The sequence below is a fragment of the Weissella paramesenteroides genome (assembly GCF_051903945.1).
In the GTDB taxonomy this organism is placed as follows: Bacteria; Bacillota; Bacilli; order Lactobacillales; family Lactobacillaceae; genus Weissella; species Weissella paramesenteroides_A.
Genome location: NZ_CP192268.1, coordinates 189,024 through 207,106, shown reverse-complemented (window position 1 = coordinate 207,106; position 18,083 = coordinate 189,024). Strand labels below are relative to the sequence as shown.

Here is an 18,083-nt window from a genome sequence, read left to right as displayed (position 1 = left end):
TTTTACCCCTCAATTGCATCATTGACCATCTGCAAGAATGCAGCTGGTTCTAGTGATGCGCGACCAATTAACAACCCATCAATATCTGCTAAACCAAGAATTTCTTTCGAATTTTCTGGCGTGGCTGACCCACCATATTGGATGCGAATTTTATCAGCGACTTCTTGTGTAAACAAGATGGCTAATGATTGACGAATGACCTTGGCAGAATGTTCGATGACTTCTAGTGATGGCGTCTCACTTGCGCCAATCGCCCAAGCTGGCTCATAAGCAATCACAATATTTTCTGCTCTTTGTTTATCAACACCTGCTAACCCCACTGCAATCTCTGTCAACGGCGCCATATCCTCATCGTCTGGGTTGTAGCGTGTCGTATCTTCAGCAATCGCAACAATTGGTATCAACTCGTTACGTAATGCTGCGGTAACCTTTAGTCCCACTGATCCATTGGTTTCCTTAAACATTTTACGTCGCTCATAGTGACCAACAATCGATCCTGACACACCAATATCAGCCAAGGCAGCCGGTGATGTTTCACCGGTATATGAACCTTCATCAGCCCAGTGCAAATTTTCAGAAATCACAGCGACTGGTATGTCCAGCTCTTGACTCTGTTTAACCATTTCATGTAAATAAATATCTTGTGCTGCAATCCCCACCCTTACTCTTTTAGGATCTGGCAGTTTTCCTTGGATTTCTTGTAGAAAATCATAAACTTCAGCAACCTTTTTGTTGGTCTTCCAATTTGCAACAATTAAAGGAACTCTCCCTGTCATTAATTTAACTCCTCTTTTAGCGCTTTTAATTGCGCTTCATCACGTAAATGTACATATTCTGCTGTCATAGCTTGCTTTGTCTCATCAGACCAATCCAATATCTTAGCCATTTCATCAATTACAGGTTCTTCAATGCGCACTAAGTCTTCTGATTTAAACAATAGGTAGTTCGTACGACGCAAGAAATAATCAATTGGTCGCAGGACAAATTCTTTATCTATGGCATAATGCAGCATACTTGTTTCAGCGACAGATAATTTAGGTGCTGAAACACCTGATTTAATGTATGCTATGATTTCAGGCGTATTAGATCCATACAAATTAGCAATCTCCATCGCCTTCACTTCATTCACATCATGCTTTTCTAATTCTTCCGCATACTTCGCAAGTTCACCCGCAACATCATTTGGATCAAAATGACCACCTGATACTGGATATTTGGTTGAATCAATTGGTGTCACTGTTTTAGCAAATTTGTCAGTAAAGATTTTTGTTAATTCAGTCATTGTTTCTGTTGCCATCAACCGATAATCCGTTAATTTACCACCTGATACATTAACAATACCGTTCTCTACATTAATTTGAAAACCACGTGAAACACTTGATGTACTCTTTTTAAAGCCTGTCAAATGATCTAATTGTTCATCTACTACCTGACGTTCAACTTCATGATTAAAATACTGATCAAGCTTTTCATCTAAGGCATGCAAACTTTCATCCGATGCCACCTTCTTGGCAGTATTGCCGTTATAATCACCAACACCACTGATCAACGGGCGCAAACCAGCCCAACTTGCTTGCACATCATCAATGGTAATATGCGCATTAGGGAACCGACGATTGATTGCCGTTAATAGGTAAGCAACATCTGCTTTTTCTACCTTTGGATGCATATAATCCCCAGTATAATCAGTATCAGTTGTTCCAAAGTAGGTCTTATTAGCGCGTGGAATAACGAATAACATTCGACCATCATGGAAACCAGAATCAAAGTACACCGTATTCGGCACTGGTAAACGATCCTGATTAATAACTAAATGAACACCCTTTGTCGGACGAATCGCATCACTGGTGGTTTCATCCGCAAATTTTGTAATCGTATCATGCCAAGGACCTGCCGCATTCACCACAACTTTTCCTTTAATATCAAATAATTCTTTGGTAAAAGTATCTACCACACTAATTCGTTTTTCTGTTCCATCAGCCACAACCGCGGTAGCTTTTAAATGACTAACTGCGACAGCACCATCGCTCACAGCTTGTTTAATATTTTCAATGGTTAAGCGTGCATCATTATTCTGATAATCAAGGTAAATTGCTAATCCAACCAAGTTTTCATTATCCAACATTGGTAAATAGTCATGGGCTTCTTCAGCTGACAACAACTGATGAACATACGGACTATCATTAGGTACATTGGCCAACTTATCATAAATTTCCATGGCAATTTCAGCACCCATCGGTGTGAACGTTGCTTCAGGTTCATCATAAAGTGGCATTAACATATGTGATGGACGTGGAATATGTGGTGCCACTTGTTGCACCCGGGCACGTTCTGAAACGGTATCAGCAACCACATCAACATCAAATGTCTTTAGGTAACGAATCCCACCATGCACAAGTTTTGTTGAACGACTACTTGTTCCTTCAGCAAAATCTTGCATATCAATAATTGCTGTGCGTAATCCTGACGCAGCTACTTGAAGCGCAATACCAGCACCTGTAATACCAGCACCAATAATGATGACATCAAAATCTTCATCTTTTAATTTTTGAATGGCTGCGATACGTTGTTCACTCTTAAATCGCATTATTTTGTGCCTCGCTTCTTAGGTTTGAAGACCCGCGTAGCTTTAACAGCCAATTGCCATCCTTCATACAGTTCTTCAGCATCTTCTACGGACATTTCTGGTTTAAATTCCGTTGCTTGTTGGGTCATGGTCTTTAATTCATCAATGTCTTTCCAGAAACCAACAGCTAAACCAGCTAAGAATGCTGATCCCATGGCAGTTGTTTCAACATTGGCAGGACGTGATACTTCTGTTTGTAACAAATCTGATTGGAATTGCATGAGGTAATTATTCATCGATGCACCACCGTCAACGTGCAACTTAGCAATATCCAGACCAGTATCCTTACGCATAACATCAACAACGTCACGACTTTGGTAAGCCAATGATTGCAAGGTTGCCTTCACAAAATCTTCACGCGTCGTTCCACGAGTCAAACCAAAGACTGAACCACGAGCCTCTGAATCCCAATAAGGTGCACCAAATCCTGTAAAGGCTGGTACAACATAAACTTCATCTTCATCAGCTGAAACATTGGCCATATCTTCACTTTCAGGACTTTGCTTAATCACTCGCATTCCATCACGTAACCACTGCAATGCTGAGCCAGCAACAAAGACTGAACCTTCAAGCGCGTAAGTTACCTTACCGTCAATACCGTAGGCAATTGTTGTTAATAACCCATTCTTTGAAATCTTTGCTTCAGCACCTGTATTCATGACAACGAAAGCTCCGGTACCGTATGTATTCTTAACATCCCCCTTATTAAGAGCCAGTTGACCAAACAATGATGCCTGTTGATCACCTGCAATCCCCGCAATTGGTACCTCAGCACCAAAGAAGTGGACCGGAATGGCTGTCCCATAAACTTCTGAAGACTGGCGAACTTCTGGCAACATCTTCGCTGGAATATTCAACAAGTCTAATAATTCTTGATCCCATTTTAAGTTTTTAATATCAAACATCATGGTACGGGAAGCATTGGTGTAGTCAGTAATGTGCACCTTACCACCCGTTAATTTCCATACCAACCAAGTATCGATCGTACCAAACAATAATTCGCCATGTTCTGCTCGACTTTGAGCACCACTGACTTGGTCCAAAATAAAACGAATCTTAGTTGCCGAGAAATAAGCATCTGGCACCAATCCTGTTTTCTCTTGAATCATTTCTTGGTAACCATCAGCAATCAATTTTTCAGCAATCGGTGCCGTTTGACGTGATTGCCAAACCACTGCATTGTAAATTGGTAATCCGGTTTCCTTATCCCAGACAATGGTCGTCTCTCGTTGGTTAGTAATACCAACTCCCGCAATATCATTAGGATGAATCCCTGATTGAATCAGGGCTGTAGCAATTACTGCTTGAACAGCAATCCAGATTTCATTAGCATCTTGCTCAACCCATCCTGGTTCTGGATAGAACATTGTGATTTCACGTTGTGCTGATGCAATAATCTTGCCTTGCTTATCATAAATCACGGCACGAGTGCTTGTTGTCCCCTCGTCAATTGATAGTACATACTTTTGCATATTAATACCCCCATTGGATGACTCAACCACACAGACGACTTTTCATGTCATTGATGGTGTAAGCGTTTTCTAACAACTCATCCAGCGTACAACGAAACAATAAATTTCACAATGTTCATTTTTAATTCAATTTAAATCATTAAAAAATTCACAAAGCAGTAATTTATCAATTAATTCTTGAATACATTTCACAATTAAACAAGTAAATCATTGTTATGACGCATGCCATTGAACATTCATTATACTGACGTGTGAAATTGTTTTACATTTTTATCGTTTATGTATTTTGTATAATGAAAGTCATTAACAAATAAAATTTTAAAAAACTTTTTTTCACAAACTAGTTTTTAATAAATTATTTGAAATTACTAACAACTTTGACCCACTTATTTTATTTTCATTTAAAACGACAAACAAAAAAGTTCTGGAAAGAATCGTTTTCATGATTCCTTCCAGAACAAAATTTAAATTACTTTATTCAAAATTGATTATCAGACCGTTAATCAGCCTTTTTATAATCGGCCGGTGCTGGTCTACCCTTAACTTCTTTTTGTGGACTAAATGGAGTTGATTCCTCTTCTTGAGAATCTTTTTCTACTTCTTCTGGTTTGTTATCTTTTTCAGTCATTAAATAAACCCCTCCTTGGTGAATAAAACTAATCAATCCTTGTAGGCTATGACGTCATTCTAACAGAACGAATTCGTAATAAAAAGCAAAACGTCTTAATAGCAATTAACCCAGCGCCGCAACGACTGCATCGTTAAACACTGGCAAATCCTTAGGTTCGCGACTTGTAATTAAATTACCATCAATTACAACCGGCTTATCTTCAATACGTGCCCCAGCATAATACAAATCAGGCTGGACCGTCAGATAAGATGTCATCGTGCGTCCATGAACCAAGCCCGTTTGAATCATCAGTTGTGGACCATGGCAAATACTTGCTGTTAACTTGTTCTTTGCCAAGAAATATTTAACGAAATCAACAAATCGTTGATCAGCACGTAGTTGATCAGGTGAGAAGCCACCAGGAATAAATAATGCATCAAAGTCCTCTGGCTTTACTTCAGAAATCGCCTGGTCAATGGTAATCTTTGTCCCATGTTTTCCTGTGACGGTTCCTTTTTCAAAACCAATTGTGGTCACCTCATGACCAGCATCTTCAATTGCTTTAACCGGATCAGTATACTCAACATCTTCTACAAAATCAGTAACAAGAACTGCAACTTTCTTTTTCATTGTTAATAACCTCCCGTGGTTAGTAGACCTATCATCTACCATATCCACACCATAACATATTTACTTTGTTGTTGTTAAGTTGTAAGTGTTGAAAAAATTAGTTGAAGGTGTACATAGTTTCATTATTTTACAGTCTTTGTACCACCAGCATCACCGTTAACTCCCTCTTCTACACCTGGGTTATACCAATCGACGTGAGCATTCGTTTTTTGTTTCGTTAAATCAAAATAGTTAATAATAGGACCAGGTGCTTTGGCCCACGTATAGCTTTTCTTCAACTGCCCAATTGTTGTAATACGATATGCTGTACTTGGAAATAAACAAGTAATAATTGTTACCTGTGCATTTTGACTGGGATCAAGCACACTCACGTCATCAGCCTTAACCAGCCGTTGTTGTTTAATACGATATTCAAAAATACCGTCACTATTAGCTAGGTAAATGGCTTGATTATTCAACCAATTACTTTTTTGTCTCTGCCCATTCACAAGGTAAGGTGAATCCTTTTGATAATTTTGCTGCAAACCACTAAACCCCGTTAAACCATCATCAAAATTATGACTAGCCAGTCCATAATTACCTTGCCCCATTACTGGTACTTGCTTACCAGTTGGATCTACCGAGCTACGATTTGCATAATTTGCACCTGCTTGCAGACCTTTTTCTGAATAAGCATCATTAAAAATAGGCTCAAGAATACCCACAACAGGTATACTAACAAATCCTTGCTTTTTTAGACCAGTTTGCGTTTCACGCATTAGGCGTTGTCTAATTCTATTACGATCAACCAAACTCATCTTCTTGTTATCATCAACTACGATCCTATGTGAACGTATTTCTTGCACGATTTTATTATGAACATCAAACCAATTTTGTTGGTAGCAAATGTAACTAATGCTACATAAAATGATAATAGATAAAAGGATCTGCAATAATATTTTTGCTTTTTTCATATTAAATTTTTACTGACCACTGACCATTATCCTCATTCATTATCGTTGTCTTCCTTGATGGATAACTCTTCATATACAGTTGTTTGATTTTCTTTGTACCAAATAAAATTGACATATTCTGTATCGGATCCATTGTTTTCATACAATACAAACCTCCTGGTAAGTCATTGAATTGTGCTAACCCTTCTTTATCTGTCATAACAATATATGGTTCTTGGTGTCTAAAAATTTTCTTTCTTCCATTCTGGTTATATAGCTGGTATTGCACACCAGATACTGGTTGATTACTTTGGTCAACTACTTTAAAGATAAAATCGTAAGAATAGCCCTTTAATAGATACCTATGAATCAATCTCGCTAGTAGGATTAACAATGATATTGCCAATACAGCAATTGCTACTAAAATCAATAATTGATTAATTATATTTTGTTGATTAGCTCGCTTAATTTGTTTAGCAATTCCTTTCGTGTATGGCACTCGATGTCCTGTGACCAATAAGCGATCGGTATTGATCATATATGGTGTACAAGTTAATAACGTTGCTAAATCCTGATTTGCTGTGATTTTAAGGACAGCCGTATTTGTTGGTTTAACAACCTGAATTTTATACACCTTATATGCCATCTTTTTATGATTAACTGTCAGTACAAAAACGTTTCCTTTTTTGACATGATTTAAATCAGTAAATAATTTACGGCTTGCTAAACCACGGTGTGCTGAAATGACAGTATGCGTATTTTTACCGCCTACAGGATATGAAGTCCCTTGAACAACAGTTGCGCCATAATTTAACAACAGTGGGGTTGTTTTATCAAAAAGTGGTACATTTACTTTAATTTTTGGAATTGAAACACTCCCAATTAAATGCTTATCAATGTTAATTCGCTCAGTTTTAGAACTACCTGAAAATGGATCTTTTCCAGCTGTCATACCCACTCCAGCTAATCTCGCATTCTCCTTACGCATCTTATCAGCAGTCTGATTGTTAATACCCGTTAAATGAGCAAGACGAAAATCATCAATAAAACTATTTGCAGCATTCACATAAAATGGATAGAGCGCAATGCCCAGTCCAATAAACACCATAATAACCATCAATATTTGTAATAACTTATTAAAATGACGTGGTCTTTTTCTACGCATAATCTTATTTCCTTTATTAAATTGATATGTATTAAAAAAGGGGCTGACTTTGTTTAAAGTCAACTCCTCATTTATGAAATCAAAAATTAGACTTCTTCACGACGCTTTGCAATACGGTAACCAATTGCTGCTAGTACAACAACAACAAGTCCTGCAGCAATGTAAATATAAATACCATTACCACCAGTTGAAGGTAACAATCCCTTAGTAATATTATCAATTTCAACCTTTTGTGCATCAGCATAAGAACCTTGTGTTACAACAAACTTAACTGGAGCAGTTAACTTTGCATAACCTTCAGGTGCCTTTGTTTCAATCAAAGCATAACTTTGACCTTCTTCTAACTTACTTGAATAAGGAAGACCCTTTACTTCAACTAAACCAGTTGCATTTGAAGTGTAAGTTGTTGCATTAGTATCCGTACCTGACCAAGTATACTTGCCATCGGCAGCTTGATTTGCATAAGAAACAACCTTTCCTGAATTATCAACCTTAACTAATTGGAATTCAGCATTGGCCAACGTCTTGTGGCTGTCCTTATCTTGCTTAATAAATTTAGCACCACCAGTATAAATCTTAGGACCCTCTGCAGGTGTGGTTGTGACATCACTACCATTACCAATGGTCAATTCTGCCTTGTTCCCAATAGCAACATCTGGCACAGCATCATTAGTCAATGTCACATCATAATTAACAACTAACTTCTTGCCAGCTGCTGCTTGAACAGCTGCCTTTGATGTATCAAACGTTACCTTAAACCCATCACCATTAGCAGTAACTGTATAGTCAGTACCTTTTGTTAACCCAGTAACGGCAACACTATTGACATCAGCTTTGATACCTTTGTTAGGTGTATCCACTACTTCAAAAGTTGCTTTATCTTTGATGTTCCAAGGAACAGCCACAGTAATGTTGTACCCAAATGTCTGTCCATATTCCGCGTTGTAAACCTTATCACCATTAGGTAAAGTAACTTCTAATGATTTCTTTGAATCATCATTTAAATCCTTTGTGATTGCTTCTGTCTGCTCATCCTTAGGATAAATTTGTACGTCATTATTAATTTCCGTATTTGATCCTGACTTAAAAATTGGCAAAGTCAAAACAATGGGTGCAGCCTTTTGTGTGATATTTGAAGGAGAATCTGTTTCGACAAATAAATATGTCTTATAGTTTCCCTTGCTATCTTTCATTGGCAAATTACTAAATGTTGCAACACCATCTTCCTGATTTGTCGTTGTCGTTAGTTGATCTGCTACTTTGTTAGCGTAAGCTGGTGCAGCATCAACAGCATCCTTTTGGACAGCTGTCGTTGCTTGTTCGGCTGTATCACCGGCAGCACGTAAACTTAAGTAATGATCAGTGACATCATAGACGGTAAATGTGACCCCGTTTAATCCAGTACCACCAAAATCACTCATCACATCACCTGTATTTTGCTTGTCTGCAGGTACTTGCCCTTCATCAAACACACGTTTGTGTAATGTCACATTAAATGCATCACTTGTCGTATCTGCGTTAACTGTTTGCACACTAGCAAATAGTTGAAATACCAACGGTACCACTAAAATGATGCTTGCTAAAATATGGAAAAACCCACTCCTAGTTTTCATTCGTCTTCTTTTCCCTTCTGAGATAAATAATTATTACACCGCTGATTAGCATTACAAAAATACCAATCCAAAACGTCTGACGTTTCATTTGCCCGGTTGTAGGTAACCAACTATGTGGTTGATTACTTGATGTTGTTGACCCACTCTTAGATGGCGTAACAGTTGCTGGTTGTTCAGGATGAGATGGTACAATCGGTGACACATCACCTGGTAAAACAGTCGCTTTAATAAAGATATTGACCACCCCTTGTTGATGACCCGTATCATCTTTAACGGGTAAATTAATAACTGTCGGTTGCGCAAATACCTTGTCCCCATTCTGATTATAACTATCACCTGTTTGCACAATTAAAACAGCTATGACATCCTGATTCAGCACAACATTTGGTGCTTGACCATTATTATTTGTTTTTACAGTTGTTATCAATGACAAATGATTTGCCCCAATATAAGACTGTATCTGCATGGCATCTTTACCTGCTAAATGTTGCTTCAAGCTAGTTGGATCAGATGAAATTTGATATTGATTTGATAAATCATAAACTTGGAACGTTGTATCTTTACCATCAGTCCTACCGTCCATATCCAACAACTGCCCATTGTGAATGACCAGCTGAGTGGTAGTTGGCACAATTTCTTGTGCATTAACGGTTGGCGACGATTCTACGAATAATCCAACAATAACTAACAAGAATGATGTAAATAAGAATCGTAATTTCATATTTACACCTCCCCATCAACATGACGATAGCCATAGTAACCGAATGCTAATGAACTAAGCAAAACAATCATGCCAGTTAGAATATATGGCCAAATGCCTGTACCGCCAGTCTTAGGTAATACACCATTCTCACTATTTTTAATCGTTACAGTAATTTGATTGTGCTTGTCATCTTGTGAAAGCGTTACTTCATTTGCGACAGTACTATCAGAGAATGATACCTTTCCTTGACTATCAATCGTTATATTCAACTTTTTAGCCATAATATGGTATCCGCTCGGCGCCTTAGTCTCTTCTAGAACATACTGGCCCGGCTGCAAATCGGTGAAGGTCAAGTGACCATCATCATCTGACTTACCAGTAACATTCACGTTATTATCACCAGTTAAACGAAATTCAGCATTAGCTAAATGCTTACCACTACTTGCATCTACCTTCACAACTGATAAATCAAATAGTTTCAACGCATCATATTGCACAATTGTTAATACTGGTACACCACTTTTATCTTTATAAACATAAAAACCATCATTATTCGGCGTTGTTGTTGCTGTTATTTCCTGATCATTTTCATTCAAAAATTTACCATCAGCAGTTATCTGGAAACGAATTTTTGAAGTTTTAAGGTCATAACCTTGTGGTGCCTTGTCCTCAATAACTTCATAGTAACCAGGTTTAATTGATTTCAATGTATCAATACCATTAAAATCAACTGGCGTAAAACTTGTATCGACTGCTGCCCATTTATCGGTGTACCGTGTCAATTTAAAATTAGCCCCCGATAATGAATTTTGACTATTTGCAGCAAATTTTTTAACTGTTACACCTAAATTAGTATTGGTAATCGTATACGTATTATCTTGACCATCGATAGTTGATACGAAACCAGGTACATCTACTTCTGACTTTACTTGATAGTTGAAATTTTGACCTGCATTGTTAAACTTTGGTAGAGCAACTTGTTGATTATTGACCGATAGATGATCAATTTTTTCTTGTTGCCAATTGCCCGCCTTTGTTAACGTGCCAGTGGCAGTCGTCCAATTATTAGCATCAGTTACTGAATCACGACTAACAGTGTAAGTAATACTATCAGGTACTTTTTCATCACCTAATATATGCCATTCTTTTTTAACATTTAATGTTGTACTTGGTGCCTTCGCTGAAGGAATTCCAAATTGAACAGTCGTATCCTCATCACCCTTGGGCTTAAAGGTCGTATTACCATTCATTTGATACCAATAATCCGGTTTAAAATCATTCGTTTCGGTATTAATATGCACTTGATAATGTACTTGAATTTCTTGATCATCACCTAAAGTGATATTTGAGACATTCAATTGATTACCTGAGATAACAGCCTTAGGCAAATGATCATTATCAATTGATTTAGAACCAACACTGGTTACATCAACCGAACTTGGATTAGCATATATGAATTGTTTTCCCAGAGGATCCGCAATTGATCCATTAGCAACATTATTAAAATTATTGATAATATTATCTGATTGTGATTTTAAATAAGTAACGATATCATCTGCAGAATTGGCATCTTGATACATGCCTGGTGATGCAGTTTTACTAATACGGTTTCGAACTTCAGCAGCTGTAAGATAGTTGCCATCATTGGATAATTGAATACCTAATGTATGAATTTCAGCCCCATTATCTTTGGCAATTTTTGCTTGCCCCAATGTCGCTGGAAAAGTATCACTGATTGTTAACCTATTTTGACCAGAACCTACAGTATAACTACGTTGTAACTTAGAAGTATTTCCTGGTTGATCCATTGCGGTAGAAAAACCAGTTGCATATATAGTGCCATCAATCGTTGTTGCTGATGTGACCTTATTAGAAAATGTTGGCACACCATCAGTCAGCAAAATCATCATTTTCCTGTTGCCACTATTATCACTAGATAACATGTTGGCCCCGCGTTGAATACCGTCCTGTGTATATGTCCCACCATTAAATGCACCTGACAGGGCATTATTTATTTGATTTTGATGAGCATCTGAAAGCGATGCCATACCAACTTCTTCATTTCGATATCCGCGGCCAGGACTCGAATAGCCAACTAAACCAACGTTGACGTACTTTCCCACGCCAGCTTGGCTAATTGACGACATGAAATTTTTTACACCTTGTCGAACGGCTTCTGCTCGACCAGTTCCTTGTTCCATCGAACCAGACATATCAACAACCAAAACAATATCAACTGGTTTTATATCCTGTTGTGCAGAACCCTTAACATTCAAATAAACATCATATAAACCTTGTGTGCTGGTTTCCTTAGCATATTTACGAATTGCATAATCTGGTTTATTTTGATCAGCGCCAAATTTTAAATAAGAATTTTTGGTATCTGACGGATCACCACTCCACGACTTATTACCATCAACTTGTGTACCAAAGCCACCTTGGTGGTTAATAACCGTCGTTTGTCCCGTTGGTTGCCAACTTGCTGTTGGATAAATGCCGTTACTATCATTTGTGTAATTTAATAACGAGTTATCCGCTGCATATACATGATTGATCATGAATACCATAGCAAATATTCCCATAAGAAGTGCCATTACCCAATGCCATTTTTTTGTTAACACATACCTTCTCCCCTCCTGCTTTTTTCTACTTTAAGTTACATTTAATACAATAGACTAATTGTGTAAGGTGAAATTTTTAATTTATTCAAAAAAATATCAATATTTTTTGTTATGTATAAAAATGTGACATTTAATCATAAATAAAAACCACCCGTCAAATGAGGCGTACCCCGAAAGTTAAAGTAACTTTCGGGGTTTTTCTTTATGACTAAGATATCAAAACAAACAAAACTTGAGGCAATCCTGGAATATTTTTCAGGGAACAAAAGTAAACAAGAAGTTGCTAAACGTTATGGCATACACTATACGAGTTTCAAGATGCTGTTAGAGGCGTATAAAACACACGGATCTGACGTGTTATTTAATCCTCCAAAACCAACTGGAAAATTTCGAGTTGAATTAGCTTCGTGGGCAATCAGAAATAACGCTTCGAATACTGAAGTTGCAGCTAAATTTGGCTATGTAGGCACCGCTCAAATAGTAAAGTGGAAAGAGATATATTCCAAACTTGGGCCAAATGGGTTATTGTCTATACAAAAAGGACGAAAACCTAAAATGCCTAACAAGAAGCCTAAGTCAGATAAACCGTTGACGGATCAAGAAAATCAACTCGCTCAACTCGAAGACGAAGTTCTTCGATTGAAGATTGAAAATGAAGCGTTAAAATTATTAGCCTCGATTCAGCAACGAACCGACAAATCTCAGAAGTAGCTTGCCGACTCGAGGCGCAATTTAAACTAGTAGATATTCTAAAGGTTCTTCCGATTGCAGAAAGTACAGTACACTACTGGAAACGAAAGTTTAAAAAGGAAGACCCCGATGAGCCACTTCGCGTGGCTATCAGGACGATTTGGGAAGCGGATAATCACTATGGTGTGCGTCGAGTTTATTTAGAGTTGCGAAAGCAACCTGAGTTCGCAAAGGTAAATCACAAGAAGATCCAACGACACATGCATGAGATGGGGTTAAAAGGCGTTGGGTATAACAAGCAATCGCGTAAGTATGATTCATCTAAGGGTCCTGAAGGGAAACGAGTGAAGAACAAGATTCACCGTCGTTTCAAGACTGATCGACCATTACAAAAACTATCTAGTGACGTCACGGAGTTTAAAGTTCCGGCCACTGGAGAAAAAGTATATTTAGAACCAATCCTAGATATGTACAACAACGAGATTCTTACACATTCAATTAGCACCCGTCCGAATCTCGAATTTACCCTACAACCGCTTAATCAGCTCGTAGAGCGAATGCCAGAACTTTCTTATCGAACAACCATTCACACTGATCAAGGTTGGCAATATCGGCACAGATCATGGCGTAAGACGCTGAAGAAAAACCGCATCATCCAAAGCATGTCGCGTCGCGCGACCGCTCTAGACAATGCGGTTATGGAAAGTTTCTTTAATAAATTGAAGGTCGAAATTGGCCCATTGAACAATTATTCATCGGCAAAAGAGTTGATTGACGCAATTAACAATTGGATACTGTATTACAACAACACACGAATTCAAGTAAAATTAAACGGCCACTCACCGGTAGAATACCGACAAATGGCCGCTTAATCAGCTAAAATATTTTACTTTAACTTTTTGGGTACGCCTCAAAACGGATGGCTTTTATTTATACTATCAATCTTAGTTGAAATTATAGTGCGCCTATAATTATGAATGAGCATTTACTACTATTTTGTTTCGAAATTATTGATTAGGAAATAAAAATTTCTACAATCGAGTGGCTGAAATTTATGGATATAGGATACACAGGTTAATTCACTTTAGAGTCAATACTGTCAAAAACAAATCATAATTTCTTTGTCAAAAAATTATCATATTTTTCAAAAATTCACAAAAATTTGATAATTCGCCTTCTTTTTTTAAGAAATTTAACATAAATTTCGAACTATGATTATCGATATATATTTGCTTAAGCATAACTTAAACAATCAACCATGTAATTAATGTGAGGTATTTAAAATGCTAAAAGAATTTATTCCATTTATCGATAAAGACCGTTACCTCACTATTCAACTGTTTGAGTTTCTAGCATCACAAAAAAAGACAGTTCATACATTTTTTGAAATCCAGGAAGCTCTACAAGTTAGTCAATATCGAGTGAAAATAACTATTCATGATGCTATTAGCCTTTCAAAAGATTTTCCAACCTTCAAACTAACATTTGAGAATGATATTTTATCTGCCTTTAATATCAACAACTCCTTATTAAATAAAATCATTGATTTTGAGGCTCATAAATCGCTGCGTTTCCGCATATTTTTGCACACGACCTTAAACATTTACAGTGAGTCTGACACAGAGTTTCAGCGCAATGTCGGGATTAGTCCATCCACTTACTTTCGTTTAAAAAAAGGACTTTCACAGGATATTGGTTCAAGTAAAATTGAATGCATGAGAAAGAGTGAGGTTTTTGCACGATACTATATTTATCAAGTGCTAGTTTATTTTTCATATTTTGACTATTTTCCAAAATGCATAAAAGACAATAAAAAATTTATTAAAATGAAAAATTCCATTGCTTACTGCACATTAATCTGGAAAATTACACCAACTGAAAGCCAACGAAAGCAAATTAATTATTTTGTCACTATCGGTATCTTACGATCGAAAAATCAACATCATATCCCCGAAAACGACAATAAATATTTAGTAGAAGTACTTTCGCAGGAACAAGTGTTATTGTTCATGAAACACTTATCTAAAGACTGGTACATGCTTGAAAAAAATGCTTTATTAGTTACTCGCTATGCGCTAACTTTTCTTATTAGCACCAATAATTTACCTGTATCGCAGTTAGGATTTTTAAAGAATTTTGGTGAAATTCAATCTGTAACAAATCAACAAATAGACATTATTAAAGATTTAGCTGGCACATCACTGGTTGATACTGACATAATAGATTGTCAGAATAAATTATTAAAAGCGAATGCCAGAATACTAAGCCCTTTCTTTAAAACTAATTTATTTTTCACGGAACAACACTGGTATTATGCCAATTTATTGCGGAATGGTGCCGTTGAGAACTTGATCGATGAATTTACTACCTTAATTGGTAGCGTTAATTCTACTCCTTTCAATAAACAAGAAATTGCTCAAATACAAAAAGATTACGCCCTGATTATTTTACCTAAATTATCAATTTACAATCTAATTTTGCCAATTCATATTGTCGTTGATTTTTCTGAAGGCAATTTATTCAATGATTATATTACTAGCGGACTTCAAAGTATTACTGGTTTAAATATTAAAATCGATCAGCACCTTAGCAAACTGACGGATATCTATTTAACCGATACTTTTAATCCGTCGTACACTAAACAACAAATCATTTGGCCTGCAATGCCTAAAAAATGTGATTGGCAACAGTTAAAAGCCTACATTATGGATTTACAAAAGAGCCGTTTTAATAAGCTGAATACAAGCAATTGATTATAGTGAATAATTTTAATAACCAATTTACTTAACAAACCACGACTAGGTAACACATCAATAAAAATGGTTGGCTGCTTTTATTAGCAGTCAACCATTTTTCATAATTCGTATTGTTATGGTAAATCATTACCTGCCGCAAAATAAATGTCGTACCATTCCTGATGTGATAACTGCACATCACGGCCATCAATCATCTCAGTCAAACGACTTGGCGTCATTGAACCAAGGATGACCTGCATATTTGCTGGATGTGTCAGAATGAATGCGACTGCAATCCCATTCTTCGTTGAATGGTGCTTGTCGGCAATTTCTTGTAACTTCTCATTCAACTCTGGGAACTTATCATTGTCAATAAAGTGACCTTCAAACATCCCATATTGGAATGGTGACCATGCTTGAATTGTCATATTCTTTAATTGTGAATATGGTAAGATACCACCATCATGATCGATTGAACGACTGTCTGCCATGTTAACGTGCAAACCTGCATCAACCATCCCCGTATGCATCACACCAAATTGCAGTTGATTAGCAACCAATTTTTGATCCAAAACTGATTGTAACAATTCAATTTGCCAAGGATTCATGTTTGAAACACCAAAGTGCTTCACTTTACCTGCTGCTGATAATGCGTCAAACGCCCCCGCAATTTCTTCAGGTTGCATTAAGACATCTGGTCGATGTAATAAAAAAACATCCAAATAATCTGTCTTTAAGCGTGATAATTCTGCATCAACTGAGGCAATCAGATGCTCCTTAGAAAATTCGTACCGTGGTCCCAAAATACCATCTTCGGCAACTGGTCCTTTATCCGATAAAATACCACCCTTTGATTGTAGAATGATATCTTCACGTTGAACGCCAGCTGCTTTTAGTGCATCCGCCAACTTTGAAGTTGATTGACCATTACCATAAATATCAGCTGTATCAAAAAAATTAACACCTTTTGATAGTACTGTCTCCACGACTTCTTGTGCTTGCGCATCTGTTTTATCCCCCATGCGCATGGCACCCAACGCAACCGTTGGTACCATCAAACCAGAACCACCTAAATTAATTTGTGACATATTTTGCATTCCTCCCTTTCCAGGGTACATTTTACACTTTTTTCTACTGAGAAACAGTGTTGACATTATGAATAAATTTTGTTTGATTTATTGTTTATTTTTCGCATAATTGGCTTCAATTTTTGCTTTGTCTTTTTCCCACCATGCTTGATTTTGCTGATACCAGTCAATGGTTTGCTTTAACCCCGCATCAAAATCCAGATACTTTGGTTGCCAATTTAACGTTTCCTGCGTTCTCGTTGCATCAATTGCGTATCGCAAATCATGACCGGCACGATCCTTAACAAATTCAAAATCATCTACAGGTTTTCCCATTGCCTGTAAAATTTTCTTTAAAACAGTGAGATTATCTTGTTCACCGTTTGCACCAAGAAGATAGGTCTCACCGATAGTACCGTGCATTAAAATTTTCCAAATACCAGTGACATGATCAGTAACATGAATCCAATCTCGAACATTACGCCCATCGCCATATATTTTTGGTTTAATGTCACTCATCACATTAGTAATTTGGCGTGGTATAAATTTTTCAATATGTTGATAGGGACCATAATTATTCGATGTATTAGAAATGGTTGCTTTTAATCCAAAAGAACGCACCCACGCCCGAACCAGTAAATCTGATCCAGCCTTCGTTGCTGAATATGGTGAAGATGGATTATACCTAGACACTGGCGTAAACTTTTCATCTCGACTAGTTTCATCTAATGGCAAATCCCCATAAACCTCATCCGTTGAGACGTGATGGAAGCGGACATCATAGCGCCGAGCCGCCTCAATAAGCGTAAAAGTACCCATTAAATTCGTTTGCATAAACGGGGATGGGTCAGTTAGTGAATTATCATTATGACTTTCCGCTGCAAAATGAACGACAGCATCAGTCTCTCGCATCAATTTATCTACCAACTGTGCATCATTGATATCCCCAACAACCAATGTCACACGATCATTTGGTAAATCAGCTAAATTTTCAGAATTGCCTGCATATGTTAATTTGTCTAACACCGTTAATTTTACATCTGGATGTTCAGTGACTACGTAGCGAACAAAATTAGTGCCAATAAAGCCAGCACCACCTGTCACCAAGATATTTTTATATTTCGTCATTCACTTTCTCCAAAATTTTTCATGATCTCTTAAAAGAAAGCGAGACAAAAGTCGTTTTGAAGCCGATGTGACACGTGGTTTGCGTCATTTT

General features: G+C 37.2%; 15 protein-coding genes. 3 read left to right on the top strand and 12 right to left on the bottom strand.

Features of this window, described 5'->3' with window-relative positions; genetic code table 11:
• Positions 1-2: 2 nt before the first annotated feature.
• From tpiA to ACQ4QH_RS00965, 10 genes are all read right to left on the bottom strand, one after another.
• Positions 3-776 (bottom strand): triose-phosphate isomerase, encoded by a 774-nt coding sequence (tpiA, locus tag ACQ4QH_RS01010; RefSeq protein ID WP_439818943.1) that lies wholly within the window; start codon positions 774-776, stop codon positions 3-5.
• The gene (locus ACQ4QH_RS01005) at positions 776-2,587 is read right to left on the bottom strand and encodes an FAD-dependent oxidoreductase (protein WP_439818942.1); all 1,812 of its coding nucleotides are present in this window, start codon (positions 2,585-2,587) and stop codon (positions 776-778) included. The genes tpiA and ACQ4QH_RS01005 overlap by 1 nt, the downstream gene beginning before the upstream one ends.
• Entirely contained in the window at positions 2,587-4,098 is a 1,512-nt protein-coding gene (gene glpK, locus ACQ4QH_RS01000) for a glycerol kinase GlpK (RefSeq protein WP_439818941.1), read from the bottom strand. The genes ACQ4QH_RS01005 and glpK overlap by 1 nt, the downstream gene beginning before the upstream one ends.
• Before the next feature lie 499 nt (positions 4,099-4,597).
• Positions 4,598-4,726 (bottom strand): hypothetical protein, encoded by a 129-nt coding sequence (locus ACQ4QH_RS00995; protein ID WP_002828812.1) that lies wholly within the window; start codon positions 4,724-4,726, stop codon positions 4,598-4,600.
• A gap of 105 nt (positions 4,727-4,831) precedes the next feature.
• Positions 4,832-5,338 (bottom strand): type 1 glutamine amidotransferase domain-containing protein, encoded by a 507-nt coding sequence (locus tag ACQ4QH_RS00990; RefSeq protein WP_439818940.1) that lies wholly within the window; start codon positions 5,336-5,338, stop codon positions 4,832-4,834.
• 122 nt (positions 5,339-5,460) lie between these two features.
• Complete coding sequence (locus ACQ4QH_RS00985) at positions 5,461-6,135, bottom strand: class A sortase (protein ID WP_439818939.1); 675 nt, start codon at positions 6,133-6,135, stop codon at positions 5,461-5,463.
• A 157-nt stretch (positions 6,136-6,292) separates the two neighbouring features.
• Complete coding sequence (locus ACQ4QH_RS00980; RefSeq protein ID WP_439818938.1) at positions 6,293-7,435, bottom strand: class C sortase; 1,143 nt, start codon at positions 7,433-7,435, stop codon at positions 6,293-6,295.
• Between the two features lie 86 nt (positions 7,436-7,521).
• A complete protein-coding gene (locus tag ACQ4QH_RS00975) occupies positions 7,522-9,048 on the bottom strand; it encodes a SpaH/EbpB family LPXTG-anchored major pilin (RefSeq protein ID WP_330155604.1) in 1,527 nt (508 codons plus the stop codon).
• A complete protein-coding gene (locus ACQ4QH_RS00970) occupies positions 9,038-9,769 on the bottom strand; it encodes a pilin N-terminal domain-containing protein (protein WP_439818937.1) in 732 nt (243 codons plus the stop codon). The genes ACQ4QH_RS00975 and ACQ4QH_RS00970 overlap by 11 nt, the downstream gene beginning before the upstream one ends.
• Positions 9,770-9,771: 2 nt before the next feature.
• Positions 9,772-12,372: a SpaA isopeptide-forming pilin-related protein gene (locus ACQ4QH_RS00965; protein WP_439818936.1), complete on the bottom strand. Its 2,601-nt coding sequence runs from the start codon at positions 12,370-12,372 to the stop codon at positions 9,772-9,774.
• 204 nt (positions 12,373-12,576) lie between these two features.
• On the opposite strand from ACQ4QH_RS00965, the gene ACQ4QH_RS00960 reads away from it, so the two are divergent.
• The 3 genes from ACQ4QH_RS00960 to ACQ4QH_RS00950 all read left to right on the top strand — a co-directional run bounded on the left by ACQ4QH_RS00960 (position 12,577) and on the right by ACQ4QH_RS00950 (position 15,815).
• Entirely contained in the window at positions 12,577-13,083 is a 507-nt protein-coding gene (locus ACQ4QH_RS00960; RefSeq protein ID WP_439818706.1) for a helix-turn-helix domain-containing protein, read from the top strand.
• Positions 13,038-13,934, top strand: coding sequence for an IS3 family transposase (locus ACQ4QH_RS00955; protein WP_439819491.1), 897 nt, complete (start codon positions 13,038-13,040; stop codon positions 13,932-13,934). The genes ACQ4QH_RS00960 and ACQ4QH_RS00955 overlap by 46 nt, the downstream gene beginning before the upstream one ends.
• Before the next feature lie 411 nt (positions 13,935-14,345).
• Positions 14,346-15,815 carry a hypothetical protein gene (locus tag ACQ4QH_RS00950; protein WP_439818935.1) on the top strand — a complete coding sequence of 490 codons (1,470 nt, stop codon included), beginning with the start codon at positions 14,346-14,348 and terminating at the stop codon, positions 15,813-15,815.
• Between the two features lie 116 nt (positions 15,816-15,931).
• Here ACQ4QH_RS00950 and ACQ4QH_RS00945 read toward each other — a convergent pair whose 3' ends face one another.
• A complete protein-coding gene (locus tag ACQ4QH_RS00945) occupies positions 15,932-16,885 on the bottom strand; it encodes an aldo/keto reductase (RefSeq protein ID WP_439818934.1) in 954 nt (317 codons plus the stop codon).
• An 87-nt stretch (positions 16,886-16,972) separates the two neighbouring features.
• Positions 16,973-17,992 carry a dTDP-glucose 4,6-dehydratase gene (gene rfbB / locus ACQ4QH_RS00940; protein WP_439818933.1) on the bottom strand — a complete coding sequence of 340 codons (1,020 nt, stop codon included), beginning with the start codon at positions 17,990-17,992 and terminating at the stop codon, positions 16,973-16,975.
• Positions 17,993-18,083 lie beyond the last annotated feature (91 nt).

Coding starts and splice junctions, on each gene's coding strand:
- ACQ4QH_RS00950 (WP_439818935.1), top strand. CDS start 14,346: ATGCTAAAAGAATTTATTCCATTTATCGATAAAGACCGTTACCTCACT.
- ACQ4QH_RS00975 (WP_330155604.1), bottom strand. CDS start 9,048: ATGAAAACTAGGAGTGGGTTTTTCCATATTTTAGCAAGCATCATTTTA.
- ACQ4QH_RS01005 (WP_439818942.1), bottom strand. CDS start 2,587: ATGCGATTTAAGAGTGAACAACGTATCGCAGCCATTCAAAAATTAAAA.
- ACQ4QH_RS00980 (WP_439818938.1), bottom strand. CDS start 7,435: ATGCGTAGAAAAAGACCACGTCATTTTAATAAGTTATTACAAATATTG.
- rfbB (WP_439818933.1), bottom strand. CDS start 17,992: ATGACGAAATATAAAAATATCTTGGTGACAGGTGGTGCTGGCTTTATT.
- ACQ4QH_RS00945 (WP_439818934.1), bottom strand. CDS start 16,885: ATGTCACAAATTAATTTAGGTGGTTCTGGTTTGATGGTACCAACGGTT.
- glpK (WP_439818941.1), bottom strand. CDS start 4,098: ATGCAAAAGTATGTACTATCAATTGACGAGGGGACAACAAGCACTCGT.
- ACQ4QH_RS00960 (WP_439818706.1), top strand. CDS start 12,577: ATGACTAAGATATCAAAACAAACAAAACTTGAGGCAATCCTGGAATAT.
- ACQ4QH_RS00985 (WP_439818939.1), bottom strand. CDS start 6,135: ATGAGTTTGGTTGATCGTAATAGAATTAGACAACGCCTAATGCGTGAA.
- ACQ4QH_RS00995 (WP_002828812.1), bottom strand. CDS start 4,726: ATGACTGAAAAAGATAACAAACCAGAAGAAGTAGAAAAAGATTCTCAA.
- ACQ4QH_RS00970 (WP_439818937.1), bottom strand. CDS start 9,769: ATGAAATTACGATTCTTATTTACATCATTCTTGTTAGTTATTGTTGGA.
- ACQ4QH_RS00990 (WP_439818940.1), bottom strand. CDS start 5,338: ATGAAAAAGAAAGTTGCAGTTCTTGTTACTGATTTTGTAGAAGATGTT.
- tpiA (WP_439818943.1), bottom strand. CDS start 776: ATGACAGGGAGAGTTCCTTTAATTGTTGCAAATTGGAAGACCAACAAA.